Source organism: Streptomyces sp. NPDC058086, from assembly GCF_042885015.1.
Lineage (GTDB): Bacteria > Actinomycetota > Actinomycetes > Streptomycetales > Streptomycetaceae > Streptomyces.
In genome coordinates this window covers 14,347-40,076 of sequence record NZ_JBHVST010000014.1, presented here as the reverse complement: position 1 = coordinate 40,076, position 25,730 = coordinate 14,347, and the positions used below count along the sequence as shown (strand labels likewise).

Here is a 25,730-nt window from a genome sequence, read left to right as displayed (position 1 = left end):
CCACCGTGCCCCGCTGACGGTCACCACACGCAGAGCAGCAAGTCTCCCTGCGGCCACGGGAGTCATGAAGCAGAGCGTGGAACCTCCTGCGTGCAGCCCCAAGGCGTGGCCTTCGCTGAAAGCCGTCCGCCGAACCAGCGAACCAGAACGGTTGATCACTCACTCCCGATAAACGGGCGGCGCATTCCTGTACGTATGCCCGGTGGGACTCGTCCAACTGGCGATCCCCGTATGCGGATCCCGCGTCACCCTCCACCCGGGATGGTGGGTCTTCAGCCGATGATGCCGCCGACACAACGGCTGCAGATTCTCGGGAACCGTCAGCCCACCCGCCTCAGGACGCTCGTGATCGAACGGCTCGACGTGATCGACATCGCAGCGATGCGCAGGCATCCGACAACTGGGAAAGGCGCAGTACTGATCGCGGGCAATGACCTGCCGCTCGGCATCGGCCGTGGGCCGATAGGTGGTCGGATCAACCTTCACGAGCAGCCCACTGTCAGGATCAGTAATGAGCCTCCGCCAGATCGTCCCCGGAGCAAAAGCGATCTCACGCGCCTGCCCCACGGTGATCGGCCCGTACCCCTTCAGCTCGGCCGACCCCTCCTCGGCCCCCACCAGAACATCAAGAGGCACAGTGACCTGCACGACGGCAGCAGCCCGACCGCGCGCCGGACCGCCGCAATCTCCCGCCACACCACTCCGGTTGACCACGAGGTCGTACAACGCGTCGGCACGCTTCTGCGCCAGAGTCCGCCCGTCATTGTCGAAGGTGGCCGCATGTGCATCGACGGCCTGTCCCATCTCAGCAGCCTGCTCAGCAGGCAGGACGGCGCCGAAGAGGGCCATCTCATCCTCTCGCGGATAAAAGACAGTCTCCCGTTCCACCTTGCGCCGCCGATGCCGCTCCGCAGCCCCGTCCGGATCGGCCTTATGAATCTGCCGACGCAATAAGGCCCGCGTCTGCCCGACGGCCAACTCCGGCATCTTCGCGACCACGACGGCCTCAACCTGCCCAGCCGTGTCCGGCTCGAGAACCGCACACAATTCCGTGACGGCCTCAGCCTGCAGATAGGAGATCTCCCCACGCTTCAGCAACTCCAGAGTCGCCGGATACCGAGCGCACAGCTGCTGCGCCACATCGAGCCGCCGCGAAGCGGTACCGCTGGCCAACCGCAAGGCACAAGCCACTTCATCGCTCGCGGCGTCCCACTCCCGCAGCAGCCGAGCATCGAACGCCTCACCGGCCGCGGCAGCATCGGCCCCAGAATCCGCGTAATCCCCGATCGCCGCCAACACCTCGACCTGCATCCCCTGCATCCAGGCAAGATGCCTCTCGAACACGGCCAGGGCATCAATCCGCCCCCGCGCCGAAAGCCGCTCACCTGCCAACTCGACCAACAGCCCCAGGGTCTCCACCGAAGGCGCGCACGACCGCAATTCGGCGATCCACTCATCTGCCACCGCAGACGACACATCGATTTCGGAGTCCACCACAACAGCCACCGCGCTCACCCCCGTCCCCCATGAGAGCGCCGAACCTCACCCACTGACCAACGGTCCGACCCCTCCATTATCGCTCACGGAGAGTGATATCCCCAGCTCATTGCCACATTTCATCCGTCAGAATGATCCACCCCGGAACCGGGAACTCCGCCTGTCGGCGGCCAGCCGCCGGTCCAGACAGCACACCATCCCAGCCGGTGCCACGCCGAGATGACGAGCACCCTGGTCCACCCGGACCACCCCAGACGCGCTCGCGCCCCACCCACCATCCGGAAGCCGCCAAACCAACCCGGCGTGCCCAGACGGTGGAGGGCATCCCCGAACCACAAACTTCCGGCACCCGGCAACGCGAAGAAACCTCACCCTCGCTTCCCCCGCCGCCCCCTTTCGGGCCGCCCGGCCAAGAGCACTCCGCGGTGGAGGGGGGAGAGTCAAGAGTGGAGCGAAGCGCAATCGGCGCAGCCGACGCCCGAAGGGCGCTCTTGACGCTCGCCCCGGAACCGCCACACTCAGCAAAACCGGGCGGCCTTGGGTGCCTTGATGCCAACGTGACGCGACCGGGCGTGATCGTCGCCGCGGCGACGGATCAGTTAGTCGTTGCTCCAGAACACCATGGCCTTGGTGATCAGGTCCTTGGCGACGTCGCCGTAACAGGCAACTCTGCTCAGAGCGTTGAAGGCCTTGTTGTGGAGCGCGAGTTCATCCGGCTCGGTGACGTCCACACCGGTGGAGACGAGTTCGTAGTGAACTCTGGCATCGTCGTACACACTGAAGCCGGGCATAGGGATCACGCTCACCTCGGCAGTGGCGGCCAGGACGCCGAGGGAGAGCGAGGGCAGGTCGATGTCCCTGAGGAGTCGTTCCAGCTGCTCGCGCATCACCTCCGGTCCACCGATGTTCGTGTACAGAGCCTGTTCGCCGAGGATCACGTCATAGTGGTGCTCACCGTCGTACAGCACCTGCTGTCGCTCCATCCGCTTGGCCACCCCTGCCGGAACGTCGTCCGGAATCCCAAGGAATTTGACGACCCGGCGGAGGATTTCGGTCGCGTAGGCCTCGGTCTGGAGGGTGCCCCAGATCATCGTGGGGACGTACCCCTTGCCATGCCGAGTCTGTTGGTACCAGCGGATCACCTCGTCCTGGATGTCTTCGGTTCCACTGGACAGGCGCTGTTGCCACGGGACGGAATGGGCCATCGCCCCTCCCTTCAGTCGATGACAGTGATGACGATTCCTTGTCGCGTCTGTCGTACTCCTCGCCGACCCGATTCGTCTTGTCACACTTTCCGCAGATCACAGCGAAGACTCTTCTTCCGCACCGCTTTCCAGTCGCGGTACAGCAGCTGCGCTGCCGGGCACGTCTGGTCAGGTGACGCTCTACAGTCGCGGCAGGCCAGGCAGTGATCAACGAGGGCGCTGAAAGCATCGACGACTTCGCTGGTTGCTTCCGCACTCATCGCGAGTACTCCGTTCGCGGGCCGTACTGCGCGTCGACTGCGGTCTGTAGTGCCTGACGCAGATGCTCTGGCGGCGTGAATGGACGATCGGCTGGTGGCCTCACAACCCAGTGCAGATCCACTTCCCTGGAGTTGAGGGGCGGGACAACGACGTAGGTGGCGGACCCGCAGGCGGTTGTCTCACGTACATCCCAACCGGTCGTCGACGACGGCTCGGTCAGAAAGTAGTAGGTGCGGCTCCACGGATCGCAGATCACTGCTCCCGATGCGTCTCCGAGTAGAGCGAGTGCAGCAGCGCCGAGAGTGCGGCCTGTCCGAACGGCATCGAAGTGGGTGCCAGCCTCGACGTGCCAGATTGTTCCTTCGGGCGGTAGCCATGGCGGCTGGGGCGTTACGGGGGCGTTCACGCGGCAACCGCTTCGCTTCGTCGTTCGCAGGTCGCGATCTGCCACGCGTGCGTGCTGGCGCGGAGCGCCCCGGGCGCAGCCACGCGTAAGTTCTTGGCGATGGCTCTGCGGCCGAAGCGGGCCTCGGCGTGCAGTCGAGTGATGCCCATGCTGCCCTCGATGAGGATGAGCGTGAGCGGGGTTGCGTCAGGCATCCCTGTTCCCATCTGCTGGTTCCAATGCCTCGCACAGATGGTGGGGGCCTGCAAGGGCCACAAGTACCCCAGTGAGGGGTAGCCGGCTGGCAGCTCAGGTGGCAGCGCACCACTCGGCGAAGTTCGTGAGCGTCTCGGAGTCTGCACGCTTGAGCCGCCGCAACGTAGCAGCGTCTTCACGGACCCATGGGTGCTCCCGCGTGTGCTGCGGGGCGATCTGACGGGCGACCTTCAAGGACTCGAAAGCATGGTCTGCGAGCCCAGACCACAGTTGGGCTCGGCCCAGTTCGATGTAGAACCCGGAGCGTCGCTCGGCGGGCAGATCGGCGGGTGGCTTCCAATCACGCGCGACGGTGAGAGCACGGCTGACGTGGTCGTCTCCGAGGCTGACGGCGACGGACACCTCGTGGATGCGGACGGAGTCGGGTCCGAACGCCGTGCCGTGGTAGATGGACTCGGATACTTGGTCCGCGAGGGTTCGAGCTTCGTCAAGGTGGGTTTCCGAGGCCGTGGCGTCACCCGCCCGCCCGGCGATGACCGCAGCCCTCATATGGAGGGCGCCTCTTGCCGCAATGGCCGACGCCGTGTTCGGGACGGGCGCCGAGTCGATAGCGTGATCGAGGGCGCGCAGCCCGGAGGTATGGGCGCGTGCGGCGAAGAAGGTCTCTGTTCGTACGTAGGCGACGGATGCGGTGAGCAGCGGATCGTCTGCGGCGGGGGTAGCCCACCGCATCAGCTCGACCAAGCGCGCGGACAGGTCATGGGCACCGAATTTGAAAGCGACGGCGTCCGCTGCTCGATAGGCGGTGACCAATAGCGCGGCCGGTCCGTGCTGCTCGTGGGCGGGGGCTTGGTGGTAGGAACGAGTCAGTTCGGCGAGCAGGTCGGGGAGTTCGCGGACGATGCGTGTGTACTGGGCCGCAAGGCGCCAGCGAGCGGCCTGGGCGACAGCAGCTCGCAGCTCATCGAAAGGGCGAGTCGGACCGTCGTCCGGGACGTCGTACGTGGCGATCGCTGCGGAGAGCGCGGGCATCGCTTCGTACACGCGGGTGTGCACAGGGCCGCGGTCGACGCGCAGACGGCTCGGATCGATGCCGAGAGCGGCAGCGAGGGCTTCGAGAACGGCATTGCTGATGCCGCGCTCGCCGCGCTCGATCTTGCGGATGGTGCCGAGTGCGACGCAGGCGGCGTCGGCGAGTTGCTCCTGCGTCATCTTCGGGCGCATGACGCTGCGGTAGTAGGCGATCCGCTTGCCTACTCGACCGTTGGCATGTGCGGGCATACAGGCTCCAGCTCGAGATGTCTGCTGCGAACCGTACCCGGTCCGCAACGCAGCGTGTTCATGAACGGTCCTGCCGGTCCTGGTTGATGCGACAGCTTCCTTGCATTCACCTGGCGATGATTGTGGTGAGCTGAGTGAGGCTGTCGATTCGCCAATCGGCCGCCGTTCTCAACTCCTGCTCGTCCGCCCATAGATGGCCCCACGGCCCGCGACGGATGTGCGCCGTCCGGAGCCCGGCCGCCTTCGCCGGGAAGATGTCATTGGTCGGGTGGTCGCCGACGTACACCGTTTCTCCCGACGCGGCTTGAGCCACTTCCAGCACGCGCTCGAAGAACTCTGAGTGCGGTTTTGCCACACCCCAGTCCCCAGAGGTGACGACGAGATCAACGGGCAGGTCGAGTTCACGCAACAGCTCGCCCGCGCGGGAGGTCTGGTTTCCGGCGATGATGACGCGGATGCCGAGCTTGCGCAGCCCGGACAGGGAGGGACGGACGTCGCCGTACAGATCCGTCTCGTCGAGGAACTCACCCCGGCCGGCTGCCTCACGGGCGTGGTACTCGGCCGCCACGTCGATGCCGGGGCGAGCGAGCCGTAGGGCGTCTGCGTTGTCGCGGCCTTGAGCGACCACGGCTCCCACGAGGGCGGAGAGGGTGTGACGGGGGATGTCGAGCCAGTCCGCCCACGAGTGCCAGTAGCGGTCGTCGCGGGTGATGGTCTCGCCGACATCGAGGACGATGGTCTCAATCACCCCGGGAAGCCTACGGCGTCATGCTCTGGTACGAGGAGACCTGAGCGCTCTGTCGGCGATAGGGGCATATGTTGGGGCCACGAACACGGGCGCTCTTTTACTGCCCATGGAAGAGTCGGCATTGCACTAACAACTGCTGAACGTCTCTGCCCTCAGCGCTCCAATAGCCCCGCGCCCACGGCCCGTACGAACGCCTTCCAGGCAGGGCTACGTATGGCAACGACCGGAGCATGGGGCTTCTTGGAGTCGCGCACGAGGGTGCCGTCATCGCCAGGGGCGCACTCGACGCATTCGGTGCCGCTACCACCGCTGTAGGACGACTTGAACCAGTGGGGTGCCAGCGGTCCGGGCATCAGGACTCCTTGCTTATGCGGTGGACGAGCGCTGCGGAGGATTCGAGATCGAGTGCCTGAGCGCTGAGGTACTCGAACGCCAATCTATAGCGCCCCAGTTCCTGTGGCTTCTCCATGAAGAGCCCGCCGCCGAGGATGTCTACGTACACCACGTCCAGCTCAGGCGATGGGCCGCGCAAGACCGCGAAGCTGCCAACTGCGGCTGCGTGAGCTCCTGTTGAGAACGGGAGTACTTGCGCGGTGACGTGGGGCAGTTCCGACACGGTCAGAAGATGCTGAAGCTGCTCATGCATAACCTTGCGTCCACCGACACTTCGACGAAGCGCCGCCTCGTCGATCACACACCAGATGTGCGGCGGTTCATCGCGCTGAAGGAGCTCTTGTCGCTTCATGCGGATGTCGACCATGTGCTGCACCTCCCTCTCTGAACACTGCATCTCTGAGGCGCGGTGTACGGCCTCGGCGTAGGCGCGGGTCTGGAGGAGGCCAGGGATGTACATGCTGGCGTAGTGGTCTTCGCGTACCACCTCGTCCTCAAGCGTGAGCATGAGATTCATGGACTCGGGGATGGGATCGGCGAGCGACCTCCACCAGCCTTGAATCTTGGCCCCCTTCGCGAGTTCGACGAGTGCAAGGCGTTCTTCGTCAGACGTGCCGTACTCACGGCACAGTGCGTCAACGGCAGGCCACTTGACTGATCCTTCTTTGGTCTCATAGCGGCTGAGCGTCGCCTTTGAGATGCCTACCCGTGCGCCGGCGTCCTCCAGGGTCAGGCCCTTGCGTTCACGGAGGCGGCGCAAATCGGCGCCAAGCTGGCGTCTGCGAGTGGTGGGCCCAACTGGCATATCCCGCACCTTTCGTGTTGATCTCTCAGATCCTGCTGCCTGCCCGATCGTGACAGCAACACAGCGTGCGCCGGGGCGCGCGAAGGGTGGCTGCGCTCCTGGTCGCTCCTCTCAATCACATGATGAGAGTTCCATTTCGAGAGTTCCAATGTCACTCTCAGTATTGCATCGATTGCAAGGTGCAACTCGACGTGCGAGGAGAGGACTTGACGCATGGACTGTGCGGGTTGTGTGCCGAGGAAGCCGTGGGACATCCCGTTCGTAGCGGAGCCGAGGGAAGTGTCCGCTCTGCGTCGCATCATGCGGCTTCATCTGGGCCTTTGGGGACTGTATGAGATCACCGAGGCAGCGCAACTGTGCGTCACCGAGCTGGTTTCCAACGTCATCACGCACGTGGGTGCCGGCACCCCGACCACGCTCGCCGTCTCCATGAACGGCACCTACCTGCGCATCGAGGTCCAGGACCCCGACACCCGTGCCCTGCCAACCCTCATCCAGGCGGGAGTCGACTCTGAAGGCGGACGGGGCATGGCTCTCGTTAATGCCACCGCCGACCGCTGGGGTGTCCAACTCCACCCCGACCGAAAGGTCACCTGGTGCGAGCTGTCCACCGGACTGACCTCGCCCAATGGCCACAGCGGGGGTGCTCGTGTGGCAAGAACAGGATCGATGCTCGCCTTCTACGGCGCAGCGAAGACACCTGGCCCTCAGGGCCCAAGCCCGCTGAGCGTGGCCGTAGCGCAGGAGGCAGCGATTGACGCCATCGCCGACCTTCTCCACTGGCTTCGCGTGCATGGCCTTGATGCCGATGAAGCCCTCGATCGAGCCCAGATGCGCTTCGAGTCGGAGGCGGAGCAGACAGGAGGTGAGGAGTGAGCATCACCCAGCAGCAATGGCGGAGTACGTCCAGACGTCCGCTGGGATTTCGTGTGCCAACTTCCACGTAATCGCCATCGGTTTGCTCCCCTTGTGTTCGACGTACTCAGCCGGGCCGAGCAGCATCCACGGTTGGGCGCCGCCGATGTCGGTGCTCTTGTAGCGGCGGACTAACAGTAGGACGTGGCTACCTTCGGCCGCGTGGTGTTGGTAGCGCAGGCCCGTGGCGGATGTGGCCGAGGTCTGGTTCTGGGACTCCCAGTGGAAGAGGGTCTCGCTCAGCGCGTAGTCGTGGTAGCGGGTCTGGGGAGAGAAGTCCTTGTCGTCCTTGTCCAGAGTGATCATCAGGGCATCGGTCTTCGCGGACTCGCACCACTTCACGCCCTCGCGGAAATCTCCCGGCATGAAGCCGCCGATGTAGGACTGGCCGAGTGCGGGGAGGATCTCCTCTCTGCTGTAGGAGGCGTGGATGGTCAACGGCAGACCGGTTTGGCCGCCGATGCCAAGGAGCGGGATCGGGATGTGCTCGGTATGGGCAAGGTTGTACTCAAGCACCTGGCGGAGCTCGCGGCGTACGGCGTGCTGGCCTCGGAGTGTTGCGAAGCCAGTGTCGTAATCCTTGAATCCCTTACGGGTGACGCCTCCGAGAGGCCAGAGCTGGAAGAAGAGCATCCGAGCGTAGGCCTGTCCCCGTTCGTCGAGTTCGCCGTACGAAGGGGCGTCATCCTCCAACATGCGGGTGTACGCATCGACGCGCAGGGGGTCGTCAACGTGGATGAAGGCAGGCACGCGCTTAAGCAGAGCCGCTTCGCCCTCTGGAGGCTCGCCCTTGAGGAGTCCGGCACGCCGGAGCAGTCCCGTCCAGGAGTTGCCATTGCCGCGATACAGCTCCTTCAGCTCGCGCCCGCTCTCGTAGAGATAGGTGCTCAGCCGAGGCTCGGCGTAGGTCGCGACTTCGCGGGCTAGGGCAGTGACGTTGACACCGATCTGATCCTTGATGTTGTCGATGACGGCCTTCTTGGCCTTCTCCTCAAGGATGATCTGGCAACCGGAGGGAAGTTGCGGGAAGTCATGCTCGATGTTGTCCAGGAGCCGTTTGCGGGTGAGGTTCGTCAGGGCCCGGAACTGGTTCTCGAAGCGGAACTCCTTGCGGTGCTGTCCGATGAAGTCGAGCACCGTGAGCACCGCTTTGTTCTCGCTCCGGCGAAGACCTCGGCCGAGTTGTTGGAGGAACACGGTTGCACTGGAGGTAGGGCGCAAGAGGAGCAGGGTGTCTACGTCGGGGATGTCGAGTCCCTCATTGAAGAGGTCCACGGAGAAGATCACTTGCAGCGCGCCGGACTTAAGGTCTGCGAGGGCTTGCCTACGCTGTTCGGCCGGAGTCTCGCCGGAGAGGGCCACGGCGTTCAGACCGGCGGAACGGAAGTACTCGGCCATGAAGTGGGCATGCGCGACCGAGACGCAGAAGCCCAGCGCTCGCATGGCGCCAGGCTCGACGAGCTTCTCCTCTACGGCCTTCACGATGAGTCGCGCCCGCGCGTCATTGCCGGTCAGGACGTTACTCAGGGCGGCGTCGTCATAGGCGCCGCGTTTCCACTCCACCGCACTCAAGTCGGTGTTGTCGCTGATTCCGAAGTAGTGGAAAGGGCTGAGGAGCTCGTTCTCCAGGGCCTCCCACAGGCGCATCTCGGCAGCTATGCGCCCGCCGAAGAACTCGTCCTGGATGCTCCTACCGTCCATGCGCTCGGGCGTCGCGGTCAGCCCAAGCAGCTCCAGCGGTCGGAAGTGATCAACAATCTTTCGGTACGTCGGCGATGTGCCGTGGTGGAATTCATCGATTACGATCACGTCGAAGTGGCCGGCGTCGAGCTGATCCAGTGCTCTAGCGTTAAGCGATTGAACGCTGGCAAAGACGTGGGACCAGCGCTCCGGGATCTCCCCACTGTGGAGTGACTCGCCGAAGTTTGCGTCCACCAAGACGTCTTGATAAGTCCGCATCGACTGTTGCAAGATTTCCTTGCGGTGCGCGACGAACAGCAGGCGCAGATCCCGGCCGTATTTCTTGCGTAGGTTCTTGTAGTCGAGCGCCGCCATTACCGTCTTCCCGGTCCCCGTCGCGGCAACTAGGAGATTCCGGTGCCGGTCGTGTACCTCTCGCTCCACGTCCAAGCGCTCCAGCATGTCGCGCTGGTGCGGGTACGGCCGTACCTCCAGGCCAGACAGAGTGATCCTGCGGTCCGCGGCTGCGATGGACGATGTCCCGCCCGCAATGGCCAACGCCTCCTGGAGTCTGGTGCCGTCAGCGTCGGGGTCGTACGTCTCGAATGACGGGTCGTTCCAGTAGGCGTCGAAGGTCGCATCGAATTTCCGCAGTACGTCAGGCGTGGCGATGGACGACAGCCGGACGTTCCACTCCAAGCCGTCGAGCAATGCGGCCTTGGAGAGGTTGGAGCTACCGACATAGGCAGTGTCGTATCCACTGTTGCGACGGAAGAGCCACGCCTTGGCGTGGAGACGTGTCGTCCGCGTTTCGTAGTTGACCTTGACCTCGGCGTTGAACTCCCGCACCAGCCTGTCCAGCGCCCGTCGCTCGGTCGCCCCGATGTAGATCGTCGTGATGACACGTATGGGAACGCTTCGTTCGTGAGCCGCTCTGAGTGACTGCTCGATGATGCGTAGCCCATGCCACTTAACGAAGGCGCAGAGCAAGTCCACGCGGTCGGCTGTGGCGAGCTCTGCACGAAGCTCAAAGCCGAGACTTGGATCGTCCGGGGAGTTGGTGATCAGAGCCGTATCGGACAGCGGGGTGGCTGGACGGACAGCGAAGACGCCGGGCGCCTCTTGCCTTGTCAGCGCGAGAAGTTGGCGAGGTCCTGTGGCCACGAGATCCACCCACTCCCGTGCTCCGTCGAGGGTGCTGATGGACTCAAGGATGTGGTTTGCGGCGTATACCCGCTCCTCGGCAGGGAGACTCTGTAGAACGCGGCGCACCGTCCGGGCGATGTGTCTTGCCAGAACGTGGGGAACGGACTCGGCTCCTACCGTGTCGCTCGTCGGATGCCACCCGAGGCTCGCGAACTCCTTCAACTTTTGCTCGAAGCGCACCGTGATGAGCTCCTCGTACACCCCCACAGCAGGCTGCGTCAGATCCCCCGGCTCGGACACTCTGGCTCCCTTGATCGCTCAGACAGCTGTGCCCATGTGTAACAGATGCCACTGACAGTGGGCAGGCTATGACCGACCGCTGGACGTACCCAACTGTGCTTCGTCGGACAGAGGCACGATCGCCGCGAGAGCCGTGCCGTGCCCATCGGTGATTAGGTGACGCTTGGGACCCGACCGACCCCGGTCCCCCGCCGGGTTTCCTTTCGTAGCTGCAGAAACCTGTTGACTACCCTAGAATCATTTCATGCCTCAAGAGAAACTTGGAAGAATACTCGGCTCAGTTGCCATGCGAATGCGTGCAGATTTTGAGCAATCAAGGAATTTCAGCCACAACGGCGAAGCGGGCACCTCCCGAGAAGCTCTGGTTCGCGAGTTTCTCGCTAGCTATTTACCATCCCACGTGGAAACGGTGCATAATGCCGAAATCATCACTGCCTCAGGTGAGACCTCTCCTCAATGTGACATCGTTCTCGCGGATCGAGGAACCCCACCCTTCACCACTCTGAACGGGTACCGAATCCTCCCAAATGAGTGCGTTTATGGCGTCGTTGAAGTGAAGACCAAACTGGATAAGGAACAACTCGTAGACGCGTGCAACAAGATCAGCAAACTGCGGCACATGTCGAAGGGTTCCTATCGTCCGACGCCTGGTCTCATACCGCGGAAAACGTCGGCGTATGGGAAAGTCTACGACTTCTTCCCAACCTCTGGGATCATCGTCGCTTTTGATAGTCTGAAATTAGAGACCATCGGTAGCCATCTTATGGACTGGTGTCAAAATCGGCCTCCAGTCGAATGGCCTGATAGCGTGTGGGTGCTAGGTAAGGGGCATTTGCAATGGCAGAATCCTGACAATCACCTTCTCGAGCGTTCGCCCGAGCCGGGGTCTCTACTCGCGCAAATCGATACGGATACATCTCAGGACATTCTCCTAGCTCTCGCGCTACACTTGAACATTCATTTTTCCGATGCCTGGATGAATCCGATCGACCTCGTACCATATGCGGGAGCCGCTCGCCTTGGCGTCATTTCACGTCGATGGCGCATGACTCCCGCAGGTAGGCCCCCTAAGATGTTGGAAGGGTTATGAGCAGAAGGCTCCGAAGATCTATTCAGCCGGCACGGATTCCCCGATGAAGCTACCATTTTCTGATCTGTAAACTATTTCCACCCCGCAGGATTCGCACAGATCGAACATATCCAGATCAGGTTGTGCGGGGAGGAGGATGACACGCTTGGGTGGCTCTGTGTGGTCCTTAGTCCGCACATAGCGGCTGTAGTCCAGAATCTGACCGAGAGCCATCCTTACGTCCTCGCGGGCGCTAGATCCCTTAGCTTCGTAGAGTACGTGTTCCGTTGCGTCATAGAGATCTGTCCTCAGAGTGGACGTAAGACCCTTGACTTTAATCTGGAAGGCACCAGTCTTGCGTCCCATAGATTTAAGATAGGCCATGTAGGTGCGCGTCAACTCGGCTTCACGGCGCACAACGATGTGGGCTGCGGCCGACGCGCGAAGACTCATCTTCTTATTGAAGGCCTCCGGAGTGACGAAAGAGCCGCTGGTAGCGGCATTCTCGTTAGCCTTTCGCAAAGAGCTGGATTTTTTTCTACGCTGCTTGGAAGTTGACAGCGCCCCAGTAGTTGCAGGATCGGTTTGAAGGGTCGCTGCAGTAACTACCTCGAATGGGACGAGTTCCCATGTGGTCTCTTTTGCGGGTGGGATTAGGTTCTTTGAAGAGTGCTGGACTTCCCCGTCCGGTCGAAGGCGAAAAACGATTACATTGCGTTGTCTTCCATCCTCGCCGTGCACTCTGCGCCACACATAAGGTTCCAATGCGTCCAGAGTGAATTCCCCGAGATACCGATGCGTCTTGGTGTCGCTTTTGGGAACCCGGCCGACCTGTGTGAAAACTCGCAATGTGCGGCTCTGTTCAGCGTGGCGCAGGATGGCTCGGTTGCCTGTGCCAGCGAGTCCGGCGAACGTCTGATTGCCAGACTTTCCAGCCCCGGTGTACTCGAAGATGGGCCCCAGGTCGTCTTCCTCTGCCAGCCAACCGTCGTAGTAGCCGTTGGCCTCTCCGACGGTGGGGTCCGAGTAGAGGTTGACGCTACGCTTTTCGATTGAGGGGCATATGCCGCCCTGCGTGCTTCCTCCGAACGCCTGGATGATCTCTGCTCGCGTGTGCACATTTCCAGGAACAATCGTGTCAACTTTTGTCTCCATGTCATGACTCTAACAACTACCAAGGCAGTGACTTGAGTTGTGTTGGTGCAGAGCCAGCAGGCGAGTTCGCGGAAGGCTCCGCGGGTGTTGGTGCGTGGTTCCCAGTGCAGGTGCCAGAGGCCCAGGGCTCCGTCGTTCTCGTGATCGGCCGGGAACGATCACGTGGGTCGGAGGGTTGCCAGCGGCCGGGTCATGTCCCGTCCGTGATGGCGTAGGACCTCGGCGATGTTGTCCCGCCCCGCCAGGCGGAGCGCGCCGATGGCCAGGTGTCTCAGGGAGGCCATCGCCCGCGGTGCACTACCGGTCCACACCCGCGAGGTGTCCTCCCCGAATGTCACATCCCTGACGTGGTGCTCGGGATTCTCGATGGCCCAGTGCTCGCGTACGCGTTCCGCCAGGTCGGCGGGTGTCGCCTGGTGGGCTGTCAGGCTGGTGACCACGTGGACGCGTTCAAGCGACACCATTTCGGTGCGCACCGTGCGCCGTCGGCGGACGGTCTACAGTGCCTGGCCGGCGTGCGGGAACGGCAGCCGCGGCACGGTGACGGCCTTCAGGCGGCGGATCTCGCGCGGCCGTGGGCGGTGGTGCGGGTGCGGTCCATCAGCGGCACCTCTGTCCAGGGCAGGTGGGAAGAACCACCGCTGCGTCGCCTGACAAATCTGGGGCCGAGGCGGTGCGATATCAGGCCGGTCCGCAACTTTGGGTGACGGCGGCTCAGCCCACCGCCCACCTTTCAATGACCCTTTCAGTGACCGAGCCCTGACACCGAGCCACGTGAAATCCCGAGGCTAACTGGGGCGGCAAAGCAATGGCTTGGCCAGTTGGGCGCATGGGCGGTCGCCGTGGGAGCGGATGATGTCCTTGCCGACCTCGTTGGCGAGGTAGCGGAGGAATCCTGCGGCGAGGGAGTTCGCGGGCGGCTCTCCGTAGGTGTACGCGTACTCGGTCTGCCAGTACGGATAGGCGCCCTCGTCCGCGCCTTCGAGGGTGGCCGGGTAGCCGTCGATGCGGATTTGCTGGACGTCGTCGTGTGCGGTGGCGGCGCCGACCTCGCTGTGGCCGAGGGCTCCGGGTGTTGAGGCCACGGTGCTCAGGAGGGTCTCGGTGTCGCTGACCTCGCAGCGGCCGGGCTTGGTCTCGTCCAGTGCCGTGCAGTCGTTCGCGGTGACGGCCAACAAGGGCTTGCTGTCCAGTACTTGGCGTTCCAGTGTGGTTCGGGTACCCGAGCCGGGGTTGCGGCTGACGAGGTGGATGGGCACGTTGTTGCCCTTCACCTGGTTCCAGTTGGTGATCTTTCCGGCGTAGATGTTCCTGATCTGTTTCAGGGACAGGTCCTGGACGCCGGCGTCCTTGTTGACGACCAGGGCGAACAGAGACAGGGCAACGGGTCTGGGGAGTAGCTGTGGACGGCCGTCGCTCTTGGGGCCGTCGCTGAAGGCCAGCCGGTCGCCCAGTCCCTGGCTGCCCGTTAGTTTGGTCTTCCCGCCCGCCGTGGCGAGGGCGTCGAGCCCCGACACGCTGCCGTGGAACGTGTCGGTGGTGATGGGTATGAAGGCGTCGGGGCAGGTCCTGTGGTACTGCTTCGCCGCCTCCTGGAGCACTGGCGCGAACGCGGTGGAGCCGGACAGGGTGAGCGTCCCGGTGGCGCAGTCCAGTGGTGCGGCCGTGGCATCGTGCCTGGTGAACGTGAGGATGGACTGGACGGCGCTGACCATGACGAGGAGGGCGAGCACCCACCTGACCGGCTTCGAGGCGAACGGGTAGTACTCGGTCTTCTTGATCTTCCCGCGGCGTACTCCGCCCACGATGCTCGCGACGACCTCGGGCTCGGGGAACTCCTCGTCCGTGAAGCTCTCCTCGCGTTCCAGGACCGCCAGCACCTTGTAGTGGTCGCCGCGGTTCAGTTTCACCTTGGGCAGTTCGATGACGCCGTCGGTGACCCCGAGGCCGGGGACACGCGGTGTGGGGTGCTGGTCGTCGCTGCTCGGCGTGAAGAAGCCGCGCAGCTCGTTGCGGCTGAGTTCGGTCACGACCATGCCGACGACGCGGCGGCCCCTGCACTTGACCTGGATGCCCGCGTGGCCCCGGTCGGGCGCCAGGTAGCTGTTCTCCACGATGGGGGCCCAGCCGCTGTTCTCGATCCGCAGCAGCACGAAGGACGGGTCACGCAGCGGGCCGCCGTTGGCCCGCTGCATCTGATGAAGCACCCCGGCGTACGGTAAGGCGCGTTCGTCCCGGGCGGTCGTGTCCATCTGGACTCGGTAGCCCAGCCGTTTGCGGCCGACGAGGACGAACTCCCAGAGGGCCGCAATCCCGGGAAGGGCCAAGCCCACTACGGCGAACGCGAGTTGCCAGGAACCGTTCACGGTCGACTCCCGCAGAAGAAGGGGCTGGGAGGGCCATGGTGGCGGTCGGGTTCCCGGGGCGCCGGGGGTGCTCAGATCCTTGCGATTGATTTCACCGGGGCGTCACCTGGGACACCTGGGGTTCGCCAGGCAGGGCGACGCCATGACTTCGGGAGCCGGGGGCAAGCTGATGACGCCCGGTATCCCCGGCCCCGAGGCCGAGGAGCCGAGGAGTCGGGGAGCCGGGGGGAAGAGAGTCGCGTTACTCGGCGGTGGCTACTCGGCGGTGGTTCCGTGGCACTCCCCATAGCCGCGCTCCGACCCGCACCAGCACTCAACCGCCCGCTGCGGCGGCCAAGCCACCGCCAGCCCTCGCGCCGCCAGTGTCGTCGCGTACTGCGGGAGCAGGGTCGCGTCCGACGGGGAGGAGGCTTCCGACGCGGCGAAGGCCTCGTAGGACGGGACGGTTCCCGTGACGATGCCGAGGTTCGGGGTGCCGGAAGTCGCCAGTTCCCGTAGCGACGACTCTATGGTCGCGAGGTGTTCGTCGTGGGACGGGTACTCCGAGGAGAGGGTGGGGTACGCCGTCAGGAGTTCCGTCAGTTCGGTGGTCGGCCAGTGGAGGATCGCCACCGGGAACGGGCGGGACAGTGCCTCCCTGAACGTGCCCAGCTCCGCCCTCAGGCGGGAGATTTCCGCCTGGAGTTCGGCAGGGTTGTCCGAGCCGAGGGACCAGACGCGTTTCGGGTCGTGGAGTTCGTCCAGGGAGACCGGGGACGAGTGGAGGGTGTCGGCCAGGGTGTCCCAGTTGTCGTGGGCCGCGCCCAGCATGCGGCGGACGCGGTGGCGGCCGAAGAGGAGCGGGTGGGTGGAGTACGGGGGCTCCGACGTCTCCGTGAGGAGGAGCTGCGCGGCCTGGGTGAACGTCTCCTGCGCCGCTTCCAGTTCGTCGTGGGACTCCAGGGCCTCGGCCACGATCACCCAGGGGGCCGGGTCCCGGGGCGACGCGGCGCGGATGCCGTCGATGATCGCCCGGGCCTCGGCCTCGTGGCCGTACTCCCACAGGTTCGACGCCTTGAGGGCGCGGACCAGATGGGGGTGCTCCAGGGGCGTCGAGGACGACAGCAGGCGGTCGTAGAGCGCGGTGGCTCCGGGGCGGTCGCCGGCCAGTTCGAGGTGGGCCGCGGCCTGCACGAGCAGGTGTTCGGCGTCCTCGGGGTAGAGGCCTGCGGTCCGCTCCAGGCGCGCTGCTTCGGCGTTGTGGTCGACGTGCTCGGCAGACGTGTCGGGGCGCATGGGGGACACCGTACTGCCGATGCCGTACGAGGGAGAGATACCTGCAGGCCAGAGGGCGGGATCTCTTCGTTGCCCTTGGGTGCCGAAGAACGGTTCGGGCGGTCATGGGGCTGGTGAGTTCGGGGCGCAGCCCTTATCTTGCGGGCCCGGTCGGGGAGGCGAGGCGGTCAAGGAGGCGAGGCATCGGTATGTGGGCTCCCGGCATCGTGCGGCGCGGCCTCGGGGCTCCCGGCGTCGTGGATCACGGCACTCGGCGGCGGCGGGCCGCGTACCGGCGGGTGGTGTGGGGCGGGGGCGAGGTTCTCGTCACCGTCGGCCTCCTTCTCCTGCTTCTCGTCGTGCACCAGCTCTGGTGGACCAATCGGCAGGCCCGGGAGGGCGCCGAGAGGAAGGTTCAGGCGTTGGAGAAGGGGTGGGGGAGCGGGGAGGACGAGGGACAGGGACAGGGAGAGGCACAGGGCGCGGGTGCGGGGGTGTCGGGTGCGGGGAGTGGGTCGGGTGATCCGGCGGGGGGTGGTGCGTCCTCCGGTGGTGGCTCCGGGGCGTCCACCAGGAGTGGGCGGGCTCAGGGAACGCCACGGTCGTCCCAGGCGTACGCCGTTCTCTCCATTCCCCGGCTCGGTCTTCGTGTGCCCGTCGCGGAGGGGGTCAGCAAGCGGGATGTCCTCAACAAGGGGTACGTCGGGCACTACCCGCACACCCAACAGGCCGGACAGGCCGGGAACTTCGCGCTCGCGGGGCATCGGAACACTCATGGGGAGCCGTTCCGGTACATCAACCGGCTGCGGCGGGGGGACGAGATCGATGTCGAGACGGCGGCCGGGCGCTACGTCTACGTCGTCGACAAGACGCTTGCGCAGACCTCCGCGAATGACGGAGGGGTCATTCGGGAAGTGCCGCGCAGTACCGTTCGGCCCGCCTACGGGTACAGCGCGCCGGGGTACTACATCACCCTCACCACCTGCACACCCGAGTACACCTCCCGGTATCGGCTCGTGGTGTGGGGCACGTTGACCTCCATGCGCCCCCGTTGACCACGATCACCGCCCCGCCCGGGGAACGGTCCCGCCGAGGGTGCGCTCCCGTCCGGGGAACGGTCCCGTCCGGGGAACGGTCCCGTCCGGGGTGGGCTCCTGCCCGGGGAACGCTCCCGCCGAGGGTGCGCTCCCGCCCGGGGAACGGCCCCGTCCGGGGTGCGCTCCTGCCCGGGGAACGGTCCCGCCCGGGGAACGCTCCCGTCATCCGACGGAACCGTCCTACCCGGAGAGCGGCCCCGTCCTACCCGGAGAGCGGCCCCGCCCGGGGACCGGCCCCGCAAGGCAAGCGTCAGCCCCGCTCCCGAAGGGCCAGCACGCTCGCGCCCGCCACCAGCGCCAGCCCCGCCGAGACCGCGATCGCGATGTCCGCGCCGTGCGCGAGCCCGCCCGTGGAGGTGACGATCGCGATGGTCAGGGCCACGCCGGCGCAGGAGCCGATGTAGCGGAACGTCTGCTGCGCGCCCGAGCCCATCGCGGCGCGGGTCGCGGGGACGGACTCGACCGCGACGAGCGGCAGTGCGGCGTTGAGGAGCCCGCTGCCGACGCCGGAGACGAGGAAGCCGGGCAGCAGGCGGGTCCATGAACCGGCGTCGAGCGCGCCGAGCATCGTCAGGACGCCGGCCGCGTGCAGCGCGAAGCCGAGGGCGAGTTGGTGGCGCGGGGAGATCCGGCCCGCGAGGCGCCGCGCCTGCAGGGCGACCCCGAACGACAGCCCGGACCAGAGCAGGAACAGCCACGCCGTGTCCAGCGCGGACAGGCCCAGGGTCTGCTGGAGCAGTGCCGGCAGGAAGCTGAACAGGCCGATCACCGCGAGACCGGTGAACAGACCGCTCGCGGAGGAGGCGAGGAAGCGGCGGTGGCGGAGCAGGGAGAGGTCGATCATGGGCGTACGGGTTCGGTGTTCGACGAACGCGAACGCCGTCGTCAGGACGGCGAACGCCGCCAGCAGGAGGCCCACCGACGGGCGCAGCCAGCCGTCCCGGCCCAGGGTGAGCGCGGCCACCAGGGCGACGAGCGCCAGGCCGAAGGTGAAGGCGCCGGCCAGGTCGGGGCGACCGCCTCGGGAGGCCCGGGACTCGGTGAGGGCGCGGGTGCCCAGCAGGGCGACCAGGAGCGCGGCGGCACCCAGGACGGCGTACGCGATCCGCCAGTCCGACGTCTGGGCGATCGCGCCGGCGAGCAGCGGGCCCAGGGCTATGCCGCCGCTGACGAACGCGCCCCACACGCCGGTCGCGTGCAGTCTGCCGCGGGCGGTCGGGAAGGCGTGGACGAGCAGGCCCAGGCTGCTGGCGAGGATCGCGGCGCTCGCCGCGCCCTGCGCGACGCGGGCGAGCGTGAACAGCCAGGTGGAGGTCGCGAGCGCGCCGAGCGCGGTGGTGATGCCGAGGGCGACGGTGCCGGAGAGGAAGATCCGGCGGCGGCCGTAGTCGTCGGCGAGGCTGCCCGCGACCAGGAGCAGCGCGGCGAGGCCCAGCGGGGTGCCGTTGAGCAGCCAGGCCTGGGCGGAGACGGGGGTGTGCAGCGCGGCGGCGGTGTCGGGGAGCGTGACCATCGGCGCGGTGTACGTCATCAGGGCCACGGCGGTGGCGGCGCTGGTGACGGCGAGGGTGGCGGTCGCCCGCGGGGGTGTCTCGGGGTGTGTGCCGGGGGGTGCCGAAGACGCCTTCGCGGTGGTGGCGTGGTCGAGCTGGGACATGGTCTGCCCTTCGGGCTCCGGAGCGGATCGATGGAGGGGTAGGTTCAGTCAATGAACCACCCCCGTGGGTCGACCGTAGCACCTTAGGTTCGTTCATTGAACCGACAGGTCGAAAAGTGGCTACAGTGGGGCCATGGCTCTCGGCAAGGACTACGCGACGCAGGAGTGCTCGATCGCCCGCGCGCTCGAGATCGTCGGCGAGCGGTGGACGCTCCTCGTCGTGCGCGACGCGCTCTACGGCGTACGGCGCTACAACGACTTCCTCGTCCACCTCGGCATCCCGCGCGCCGTCCTCGCGTCCCGCCTCCAGGCGCTGACCGCCGAGGGCATCCTCGAGAAGCGCCGCTACCAGGAGTCGCCGCCGCGCGACGAGTACGTCGTCACCGACCGCGGCATCGCCCTGTGGCCGACCCTGCGCTCGCTCGGGCGGTGGGGCCGCGAGCAGCTTGGCGAGGCGCGGCTGCGCTACTTCCGGCACGCGACCTGCGGTACGGAGCTCGGCCCGTACGGCGAATGTGCCGCGTGTGGAACCGTCGTACCCGTCCCGGACGTCGAAATGGTGCCGGGACCCGGACTCGATCCGGACCCGGCGGATCCGGTCAGCCGGGCGCTGCTCAAGCCGAAGCGGCTGCTGGAGCCGATCGACACCGGTCACGTATAAGACCGACACCGGTCGCGCGAGAGCAGGTACGGGGGACGTGAGCCCGCGTACGAGAGGGCGAGAGGAGGGGCGGTCCGTGGTCCGGAGCTCGGCGAACGCGCGAAATCCGCGCCCTGTCGCCCTTCTGCTCGTGCTGCTCCTCGAACTCGCCGTGCTGGACGCCGGCAGTCTCCCGGCAGCCGTCGCCGTCGCGTTCACCGCGACCGCCGCGGCCGGGCTCGCCGTCTGCGCCCTCGTCGGCTCGCGCCGCGCGTCCGCCGTCCCGCGTACGCGGGTTCGTACGGCGATCCGCGACCGTGAGCACCGTACGGCGTTCCTGCCTCAACGCGATCCCGACGCCTCGGGGCGCCCGCGCCCCCGAGCGCCCGGGCGGGCCCTCCCGACGGCCGCCGCGTAGGGATCCCGACAGGAACTCGCCAGTCGTACAACCCCTGTCCGCGTACCCCCGCGCGGGTCGTCATGCCGACGCGTCACTTCTCATTCCGGCACGACGAGACCCCCGGAGGGCTCACCCATGTCCACCTTCATGTCTGCCTTCATGTCTGCCTCCATGCCTGCCTCCATATCCGCTTTCGCGCCCACACCCATGTTCGCTTTCGCCGGGCTGGTCGAGCGGCTCGCCGATCTGCTCGAACCGCTGTTCCACGCTTCCGCGGCCGCCGCCGCGATCGTCCTGTTCACCGCGCTCGTACGACTGCTCGTGCATCCCCTGTCCCGGGCGGCGGCGCGTGGACAGCGGGCGCGTGCCGCGTTGCAGCCGCGGATCGCCGAGCTGCGCAAGAAGCATCGGAAGGATCCCGAGAGGTTGCGGAAGGCGGTGCTGGAACTGCACGAGAAGGAGAAGGTGTCGCCGCTGTCCGGGATTCTGCCCGGGCTTCTTCAGCTGCCGGCCTTCTTTCTCCTGTACCACCTGTTCTCCAGCTCCACCGTCGGCGGTGAGGCCAATGAGCTGCTGAGCCACCAACTGTTCGCCGCGCCGCTCGGCGACCGGTGGGCCGACGCGCTCGGCGGCGGTGGAGTGTTCGGTGCCGCCGGGCTCGTCTACCTCGGTCTGTTCGTGGTCGTCGGCGCGGTGGCCACCTTCAACTACCGGCGTACGAAGCGGACGATGGCCGCCTCGGCGCCCGCGGCCGGCGGGGCGGAAGTGCCCGGCCTCGGTGCGGTGAGCGCGTTTGCGCCGTTCCTGTCCTTCTTCACGCTGATCACCGTGGCGGTGGTGCCGTTGGCCGCCGCGTTGTACGTGGTGACCAGTACGGCCTGGAGTGCCGTGGAGCGAGTGGTCCTGTATCCCTGAGGGCGTGATGGCGGTCCAGTCCGTGAACGGGGTATTGCGGAGTGGACGTGCAGCTTGGAGGATCGACCAGTCCTCCGATGGCTGCACCCATCGGTGGCTGCCCGCGATCGAGGGAGATTGATCATGAAGCTGCTGCGAGTCGGTACGGCGGGATCGGAGCGGCCCGCGCTGCTCGACGCCGAAGGGATCCTCCGGGATCTGTCGGGTGTCGTGCCGGACATCGACGGGGCGCTGCTCGCCGACGACGCGGCGCTCGGGCGGGTCCGTGCGGCCGCGGAGTCGGGGGAACTGCCCGTGCTGGACGCGGACGGGCTGCGCGTCGGGCCGCCGCTCGCCCGGATCGGCAAGATCGTCTGCATCGGGCTCAACTACCACGATCACGCTCGCGAGACCGGGGCCGAGCCGCCTGCCGAGCCGGTGATCTTCTTCAAGGCGGCGGACACGGTGGTCGGGCCGGACGACACCGTGCTCGTGCCGCGCGGGTCGGTCAAGACCGACTGGGAGGTCGAACTCGCGGTCGTCATCGGGCGTACCGCCCGCTATCTGGAGTCGCACGAGGAGGCGCTCGCGCGTGTCGCCGGGTACGCGGTGGCGCATGACGTCTCCGAGCGGGAGTTCCAGATCGAGCGCGGGGGGACGTGGGACAAGGGGAAGAACTGCGAGACGTTCAATCCGCTGGGGCCGTGGCTGGTGACGGCGGACGAGGTTTCCGACCCGCAGGATCTTTCGCTGAAGCTGTGGGTGAACGGTGAGCTGAAGCAGGACGGGACCACGGCCGAGCAGATCTTTTCGGTGGCGGAAGTGGTCCGGTACGTCAGTCAGTTCATGACGCTCTATCCGGGGGACGTCATCAATACGGGGACGCCGGCGGGGGTTGCCTTGGGGCAGCCGGAGCCGAAGCCGTATCTGCGGGCCGGGGATGTGGTGGAGTTGGAGATCGGGGGGTTGGGCAGGCAGCGGCAGGAGTTCAAACCTGCGTAGGCACTCCGTTGGGTTTGGCGGGGGGTGCGGGTGGGGTCGGGGTGCGTTGTCGGGTGCCGGTTTGTTGTGGCTGGGCGCGCCCATGCGGCGGAGCCGCACAGTGAAACAGTCCCGCGCCCCTAAAGGCCTGCGGTCACCCGTGCTGCCAAGGCTCCGCGGCTCCTCGCGCCCCCAAAAGATTGCGCAGTTCCCCGCGCCCCTAAGGGAATTCGCAGTTCCCCGCGCCCCTGAGAAGAACAGGGGCGCGGGTGTGAGGCCTAGCTCTCCAGGAACTGTTGGAGCGCCTTGACGACCATGGCGTGGTCTTCCAGTTGGGGGAGGCCCGAGACCACCACCGTGCCGATGACGCCCGCGCCCTCGACCGTGAGGGGGAACGCGCCGCCGTGGGCCGCGTAGGTGTCGGGGTCGAGGCGGGAGGAGGCCTCGAAGGTGGTGCCCTTGGCGCGGAAGCGGGTGCCGACGAGGAGCGAGGAGCAGCCGTAGCGCTCGACGACGCGGCGCTTGCGGTCGATCCAGGCGTCGTTGTCCGGGGTCGAACCGGGCAGGGCCGCGTGGAAGAGCTGCTGGCCGCCGCGGCGGATGTCGACGGCGACCGGAGCGGCGGCCTCGCGGGCCATGCTCACGAGCAGAGTGCCCAGGGTCCACGCGTCGTCGTACGTGAAGTGGGGGAGTACCAGTTGCCGCTCCTGGGACTCCAGTTCCGTGATCTGTTCCGCGAGCGGCCGCGCGGTGTCCTCGGTGCTCACAGGGACACCGCCGTGCCCTCGGTGGCGGAGCGGCGGGCCGCCTCCAGGACGTCGAGGGCGGCCGCGGCCTCCTGCGCGGTGACCGGGTTCGGGGCGCCGTCGCGGAGGGCGGCGGCGATGGCCGCGTAGTACGCGGGGTACGCGCCGGGGAGCGTGGGCTCGGGGCGGCCGCCGCCCGTGAGCGGGGACTCTCCGGAGCCGACGCGGCCCCACAGGGACTCGGGCTCGACACCCCACTCGGCGGTCGCGCCGGGACGCCTGCCCTCGCGCAGGTCCGCCTCCTGCGGGTCGAGGCCGTGCTTCACGTAACCGGCCGCCGAGCCCAGGACGCGGAAGCGCGGGCCGAGTTGGGCGGTCGTCGCGGAGACGTAGAGGTGGGAGCGGACGCCGTTCGTGTGCGTGATCGCGATGAAGGTGTCGTCGTCGGTCTGCGCGCCGGGGCGGCGGACGTCCGTCTCGGCGTACACCGAGGCCGCGGGGCCGAAGAGGACGAGGGCCTGGTCGACGACGTGGCTGCCGAGGTCGTAGAGGAGACCTCCGATCTCTGCCGGGTCGCCGGACTCGCGCCAGCCACCCTTGGGCTGCGGGCGCCACCGCTCGAAACGGGACTCGAAGCGCCATACGTCGCCCAGCTCGCCCGCGTCGAGCAGCTTGCGGAGGGTCAGGAAGTCGTTGTCCCAGCGGCGGTTCTGGAAGACGGACAGGAGCAGGCCGCGCTCGTCCGCCAGCGCGGCCAGCTCGCGGGCCTCCGCCGCCGTACCGGCGAGGGGCTTGTCGACGACGACCGGCAGGCCCGCCTTGAGGGCGGCGGTCGCGAGCGGGACGTGGGTCTTGTTCGGGGAGGCGAGGACGATCAGGTCCAGCTCGTCGGCGCGCGCCCAGAGCTCTTCGGGCGTGGCGGCGAACGAGACTCCCTCGCCGAACTCGGCGCGGGCCTGCTCCTGCCGCTCCGGGTTCGAGGTGACGATCGTGTCCAGGGCCAGGCCCTCGGTCGTGGCGATCAGCGGGGCGTGGAAGACGGAGCCCGCGAGGCCGTAACCGACGAGGGCCACGCGGAGGGGAGGAGTACCAGTCATGACGTCCACTTTCGCAACGCTGTTGCCAAAGTGCAAGCGCGGGGGACAATGGCGTACGTGAACAGGACCAACGCCGAGTCCGGAGTGAATCTGCTCGCCCTGCGCAGCCACAACGCCGCGCTCGTGCTCGATCTGCTGCGCACGGCCGGGGAGGGCGGCATCAGCCGTCTCGAACTCGCCGAGCGCACCGGGCTGACCCCGCAGGCCGTCAGCAAGATCACCGCTCGGCTGCGGGCGGACGGGCTGGCGGCGGAGGCGGGGCGCCGCGCGTCGACCGGCGGCAAGCCGCGGACCGTGCTGCGGCTCGTGCCCGAGGCCGGGCACGCGGTCGGGCTCCACCTCGACCGCGACGAGGTGACGGTCGTGCTGTGCGACCTCACCGGCGCGGTGGTCTCCGAACGGCGGGTTCCGCTCGATCTGGGGGCCGGGGCGGAGGCGGTCGTCGAGTCGGCGGCGGCGGAGGTCGAGGCGCTGCTCGCGGGCGCGGGGGTGTCCGTACTGGGCGTGGGTGTCGCCCTGCCGGGGCCGCTCGACCATGCCCGGGGTGTGCTGCATCGGGTCACCGGGTTTCCCGAGTGGGACGGGTTCCCGCTGCGGGATGCGCTGGCGGGGCGGCTCGGGGTGCCCGTGGTGGTGGACAAGGACACGAACGCGGCCGCGTTGGGGATCGCGGTGGTGGGGAGTGGGAGCGAGTGGGGGAGTGGGAGTGGGACTGGGACTGGAGTCGGGGCGTCGGGAGGTGTCCCCGCCGGCTCTCCTGGCTCTCCTGGTTCTCCCGGCTCCGCTGACTTTCCCGGCTCCGTCGGCTCTACCGGCCCCTCCGTCCCCTCCGTCCCCTCCGTCCCCTCCGTCCCCTCCCGCCCTCTCGAATCCTTCGCCTATCTGCATCTCGGTACGGGGCTCGGGGCGGGGCTCGTGATCGGTGGGGGCGTGCACCGGGGGGCGCGTACCGGGGCGGGGGAGTTCGGGCATCAGGTCATTCAGCTGGACGGGCCGCAGTGCGGCTGCGGCAACCGTGGCTGCATCGAGGCTCTGTGCCTCGCCGCGGTGGACCGCGGTGCCGTGGGTGAGGCGGCGCGGGTGCTCGGGGTGGGCGCCGCGAATCTGGTGGGGCTGCTGGACATCGACCTCGTGCTGCTCGGCGGGCGTACCGTCGCGGCGCATCAGGAGGCCTTCGTACGGGGTGTCGGTGCCGTTCTTGAGGAACGGGCTCGGCTGGAGGGCGTGGACGACGGGGCGGTTCCGGTGCGGGTGGCGCCCGGTGGGGCGCGCGGGGTCGCGGAGGGCGCGGCGCAGTTGCTGCTGGCGCCGTTGTTCGGGCGCGGGGAGGGCTGAGCGGGGCGGCTGTTCGGGGCGACCTCCGGGGCCGGGTGGCTCGGCCGTTCGGGGGGATTTCGGGAGCCGGGCGGGGTGTGTCGCGGGCGTGGCGGGGCGGTGGGCGCCGACCGGTGTGGGACGGTCACGGGGCCGTTGCCCTGTACGCCGTCGCCTTCACCGCCCGACGCTCCCGATCCCCCTCCCGCCGCCCTTGATCGGCAAAGG

At 66.9% G+C, this 25,730-nt stretch carries 23 protein-coding genes; 8 read left to right on the top strand and 15 right to left on the bottom strand.

The annotated features are described in order from the left end of the window. Window positions 1-159: 159 nt before the first annotated feature. From ACFVWD_RS13675 to ACFVWD_RS13645, 7 genes are all read right to left on the bottom strand, one after another. Window positions 160-1,506, bottom strand: coding sequence for a DUF222 domain-containing protein (locus ACFVWD_RS13675; RefSeq protein ID WP_389595968.1), 1,347 nt, complete (start codon window positions 1,504-1,506; stop codon window positions 160-162). A 590-nt stretch (window positions 1,507-2,096) separates the two neighbouring features. Then, entirely contained in the window at window positions 2,097-2,702 is a 606-nt protein-coding gene (locus ACFVWD_RS13670) for a DUF5753 domain-containing protein (RefSeq protein WP_389595966.1), read from the bottom strand. A gap of 663 nt (window positions 2,703-3,365) precedes the next feature. After that, the gene (locus tag ACFVWD_RS13665) at window positions 3,366-3,563 is read right to left on the bottom strand and encodes a hypothetical protein (protein WP_389595965.1); all 198 of its coding nucleotides are present in this window, start codon (window positions 3,561-3,563) and stop codon (window positions 3,366-3,368) included. A 94-nt stretch (window positions 3,564-3,657) separates the two neighbouring features. Then, window positions 3,658-4,845 (bottom strand): helix-turn-helix domain-containing protein, encoded by a 1,188-nt coding sequence (locus tag ACFVWD_RS13660; protein ID WP_389595963.1) that lies wholly within the window; start codon window positions 4,843-4,845, stop codon window positions 3,658-3,660. Window positions 4,846-4,951: 106 nt separating this feature from the next. Next, window positions 4,952-5,593, bottom strand: a complete 642-nt coding sequence (locus tag ACFVWD_RS13655) for an HAD family hydrolase (protein WP_389595962.1) — start codon at window positions 5,591-5,593, stop codon at window positions 4,952-4,954. A gap of 152 nt (window positions 5,594-5,745) precedes the next feature. After that, complete coding sequence (locus ACFVWD_RS13650; protein WP_389595960.1) at window positions 5,746-5,946, bottom strand: DUF397 domain-containing protein; 201 nt, start codon at window positions 5,944-5,946, stop codon at window positions 5,746-5,748. Next, window positions 5,946-6,791, bottom strand: coding sequence for a helix-turn-helix domain-containing protein (locus ACFVWD_RS13645; protein WP_389595959.1), 846 nt, complete (start codon window positions 6,789-6,791; stop codon window positions 5,946-5,948). The genes ACFVWD_RS13650 and ACFVWD_RS13645 overlap by 1 nt, the downstream gene beginning before the upstream one ends. A 213-nt stretch (window positions 6,792-7,004) precedes the next feature. On the opposite strand from ACFVWD_RS13645, the gene ACFVWD_RS13640 reads away from it, so the two are divergent. Next, complete coding sequence (locus ACFVWD_RS13640) at window positions 7,005-7,667, top strand: ATP-binding protein (protein WP_389595958.1); 663 nt, start codon at window positions 7,005-7,007, stop codon at window positions 7,665-7,667. Window positions 7,668-7,670: 3 nt separating this feature from the next. Here the strand turns inward: ACFVWD_RS13640 and ACFVWD_RS13635 are convergent, their stop codons facing one another. Further along, on the bottom strand, window positions 7,671-10,832 hold the full coding sequence (locus tag ACFVWD_RS13635; protein WP_389595956.1) for a DUF3427 domain-containing protein: 3,162 nt from the start codon (window positions 10,830-10,832) through the stop codon (window positions 7,671-7,673). Between the two features lie 244 nt (window positions 10,833-11,076). On the opposite strand from ACFVWD_RS13635, the gene ACFVWD_RS13630 reads away from it, so the two are divergent. Beyond that, window positions 11,077-11,922, top strand: a complete 846-nt coding sequence (locus tag ACFVWD_RS13630) for a DUF6602 domain-containing protein (protein ID WP_389595954.1) — start codon at window positions 11,077-11,079, stop codon at window positions 11,920-11,922. 18 nt (window positions 11,923-11,940) lie between these two features. On the opposite strand, the gene ACFVWD_RS13625 is transcribed toward ACFVWD_RS13630, so the two are convergent. The 4 genes from ACFVWD_RS13625 to ACFVWD_RS13610 all read right to left on the bottom strand — a co-directional run bounded on the left by ACFVWD_RS13625 (window position 11,941) and on the right by ACFVWD_RS13610 (window position 16,697). After that, window positions 11,941-13,056 carry a hypothetical protein gene (locus ACFVWD_RS13625; RefSeq protein ID WP_389595952.1) on the bottom strand — a complete coding sequence of 372 codons (1,116 nt, stop codon included), beginning with the start codon at window positions 13,054-13,056 and terminating at the stop codon, window positions 11,941-11,943. 158 nt (window positions 13,057-13,214) lie between these two features. Next, complete coding sequence (locus ACFVWD_RS13620; RefSeq protein ID WP_389595950.1) at window positions 13,215-13,520, bottom strand: transposase; 306 nt, start codon at window positions 13,518-13,520, stop codon at window positions 13,215-13,217. Between the two features lie 324 nt (window positions 13,521-13,844). Continuing rightward, the gene (locus ACFVWD_RS13615) at window positions 13,845-15,422 is read right to left on the bottom strand and encodes a substrate-binding domain-containing protein (RefSeq protein WP_389595948.1); all 1,578 of its coding nucleotides are present in this window, start codon (window positions 15,420-15,422) and stop codon (window positions 13,845-13,847) included. A gap of 255 nt (window positions 15,423-15,677) precedes the next feature. Next, window positions 15,678-16,697 carry an SEC-C metal-binding domain-containing protein gene (locus ACFVWD_RS13610; protein ID WP_389595947.1) on the bottom strand — a complete coding sequence of 340 codons (1,020 nt, stop codon included), beginning with the start codon at window positions 16,695-16,697 and terminating at the stop codon, window positions 15,678-15,680. Between the two features lie 188 nt (window positions 16,698-16,885). On the opposite strand from ACFVWD_RS13610, the gene ACFVWD_RS13605 reads away from it, so the two are divergent. Continuing rightward, window positions 16,886-17,731 (top strand): class E sortase, encoded by an 846-nt coding sequence (locus ACFVWD_RS13605; RefSeq protein ID WP_389595945.1) that lies wholly within the window; start codon window positions 16,886-16,888, stop codon window positions 17,729-17,731. A gap of 292 nt (window positions 17,732-18,023) precedes the next feature. On the opposite strand, the gene ACFVWD_RS13600 is transcribed toward ACFVWD_RS13605, so the two are convergent. After that, window positions 18,024-19,430 carry an MFS transporter gene (locus ACFVWD_RS13600; protein ID WP_389595943.1) on the bottom strand — a complete coding sequence of 469 codons (1,407 nt, stop codon included), beginning with the start codon at window positions 19,428-19,430 and terminating at the stop codon, window positions 18,024-18,026. Window positions 19,431-19,563: 133 nt separating this feature from the next. Between ACFVWD_RS13600 and ACFVWD_RS13595 the strand changes: the two genes are divergently transcribed. The 4 genes from ACFVWD_RS13595 (at window position 19,564) to ACFVWD_RS13580 (ending at window position 22,366) form a co-directional block, all read left to right on the top strand. Continuing rightward, window positions 19,564-20,091 (top strand): winged helix-turn-helix transcriptional regulator, encoded by a 528-nt coding sequence (locus tag ACFVWD_RS13595; RefSeq protein ID WP_389595941.1) that lies wholly within the window; start codon window positions 19,564-19,566, stop codon window positions 20,089-20,091. A 76-nt stretch (window positions 20,092-20,167) separates the two neighbouring features. Then, the gene (locus ACFVWD_RS13590; RefSeq protein WP_389595940.1) at window positions 20,168-20,488 is read left to right on the top strand and encodes a DUF6412 domain-containing protein; all 321 of its coding nucleotides are present in this window, start codon (window positions 20,168-20,170) and stop codon (window positions 20,486-20,488) included. Window positions 20,489-20,677: 189 nt separating this feature from the next. Then, the gene (locus tag ACFVWD_RS13585; RefSeq protein ID WP_389596112.1) at window positions 20,678-21,385 is read left to right on the top strand and encodes a YidC/Oxa1 family membrane protein insertase; all 708 of its coding nucleotides are present in this window, start codon (window positions 20,678-20,680) and stop codon (window positions 21,383-21,385) included. 123 nt (window positions 21,386-21,508) lie between these two features. Further along, the gene (locus ACFVWD_RS13580; RefSeq protein ID WP_060898963.1) at window positions 21,509-22,366 is read left to right on the top strand and encodes a fumarylacetoacetate hydrolase family protein; all 858 of its coding nucleotides are present in this window, start codon (window positions 21,509-21,511) and stop codon (window positions 22,364-22,366) included. A 257-nt stretch (window positions 22,367-22,623) separates the two neighbouring features. On the opposite strand, the gene ACFVWD_RS13575 is transcribed toward ACFVWD_RS13580, so the two are convergent. Both ACFVWD_RS13575 and ACFVWD_RS13570 read right to left on the bottom strand, forming a co-directional pair. Further along, a complete protein-coding gene (locus ACFVWD_RS13575) occupies window positions 22,624-23,112 on the bottom strand; it encodes a heme-degrading domain-containing protein (protein ID WP_389595939.1) in 489 nt (162 codons plus the stop codon). Continuing rightward, the gene (locus ACFVWD_RS13570; protein ID WP_389595937.1) at window positions 23,109-24,188 is read right to left on the bottom strand and encodes a Gfo/Idh/MocA family oxidoreductase; all 1,080 of its coding nucleotides are present in this window, start codon (window positions 24,186-24,188) and stop codon (window positions 23,109-23,111) included. The genes ACFVWD_RS13575 and ACFVWD_RS13570 overlap by 4 nt, the downstream gene beginning before the upstream one ends. A gap of 48 nt (window positions 24,189-24,236) precedes the next feature. On the opposite strand from ACFVWD_RS13570, the gene ACFVWD_RS13565 reads away from it, so the two are divergent. Then, entirely contained in the window at window positions 24,237-25,523 is a 1,287-nt protein-coding gene (locus ACFVWD_RS13565; RefSeq protein WP_389595935.1) for an ROK family protein, read from the top strand. Window positions 25,524-25,730 lie beyond the last annotated feature (207 nt).

What these genes read in the sequence shown, in the direction of transcription:
- ACFVWD_RS13670 (WP_389595966.1), bottom strand. Translation starts at nt 2,702, where the DNA reads ATGGCCCATTCCGTCCCGTGGCAACAGCGCCTGTCCAGTGGAACCGAA.
- ACFVWD_RS13665 (WP_389595965.1), bottom strand. Translation starts at nt 3,563, where the DNA reads ATGCCTGACGCAACCCCGCTCACGCTCATCCTCATCGAGGGCAGCATG.
- ACFVWD_RS13660 (WP_389595963.1), bottom strand. Translation starts at nt 4,845, where the DNA reads ATGCCCGCACATGCCAACGGTCGAGTAGGCAAGCGGATCGCCTACTAC.
- ACFVWD_RS13650 (WP_389595960.1), bottom strand. Translation starts at nt 5,946, where the DNA reads ATGCCCGGACCGCTGGCACCCCACTGGTTCAAGTCGTCCTACAGCGGT.
- ACFVWD_RS13645 (WP_389595959.1), bottom strand. Translation starts at nt 6,791, where the DNA reads ATGCCAGTTGGGCCCACCACTCGCAGACGCCAGCTTGGCGCCGATTTG.
- ACFVWD_RS13640 (WP_389595958.1), top strand. Translation starts at nt 7,005, where the DNA reads ATGGACTGTGCGGGTTGTGTGCCGAGGAAGCCGTGGGACATCCCGTTC.
- ACFVWD_RS13630 (WP_389595954.1), top strand. Translation starts at nt 11,077, where the DNA reads ATGCCTCAAGAGAAACTTGGAAGAATACTCGGCTCAGTTGCCATGCGA.
- ACFVWD_RS13625 (WP_389595952.1), bottom strand. Translation starts at nt 13,056, where the DNA reads ATGGAGACAAAAGTTGACACGATTGTTCCTGGAAATGTGCACACGCGA.
- ACFVWD_RS13620 (WP_389595950.1), bottom strand. Translation starts at nt 13,520, where the DNA reads ATGGTGTCGCTTGAACGCGTCCACGTGGTCACCAGCCTGACAGCCCAC.
- ACFVWD_RS13610 (WP_389595947.1), bottom strand. Translation starts at nt 16,697, where the DNA reads ATGCGCCCCGACACGTCTGCCGAGCACGTCGACCACAACGCCGAAGCA.
- ACFVWD_RS13605 (WP_389595945.1), top strand. Translation starts at nt 16,886, where the DNA reads ATGTGGGCTCCCGGCATCGTGCGGCGCGGCCTCGGGGCTCCCGGCGTC.
- ACFVWD_RS13600 (WP_389595943.1), bottom strand. Translation starts at nt 19,430, where the DNA reads ATGTCCCAGCTCGACCACGCCACCACCGCGAAGGCGTCTTCGGCACCC.
- ACFVWD_RS13595 (WP_389595941.1), top strand. Translation starts at nt 19,564, where the DNA reads ATGGCTCTCGGCAAGGACTACGCGACGCAGGAGTGCTCGATCGCCCGC.
- ACFVWD_RS13585 (WP_389596112.1), top strand. Translation starts at nt 20,678, where the DNA reads ATGTTCGCTTTCGCCGGGCTGGTCGAGCGGCTCGCCGATCTGCTCGAA.
- ACFVWD_RS13580 (WP_060898963.1), top strand. Translation starts at nt 21,509, where the DNA reads ATGAAGCTGCTGCGAGTCGGTACGGCGGGATCGGAGCGGCCCGCGCTG.
- ACFVWD_RS13570 (WP_389595937.1), bottom strand. Translation starts at nt 24,188, where the DNA reads ATGACTGGTACTCCTCCCCTCCGCGTGGCCCTCGTCGGTTACGGCCTC.
- ACFVWD_RS13565 (WP_389595935.1), top strand. Translation starts at nt 24,237, where the DNA reads ATGGCGTACGTGAACAGGACCAACGCCGAGTCCGGAGTGAATCTGCTC.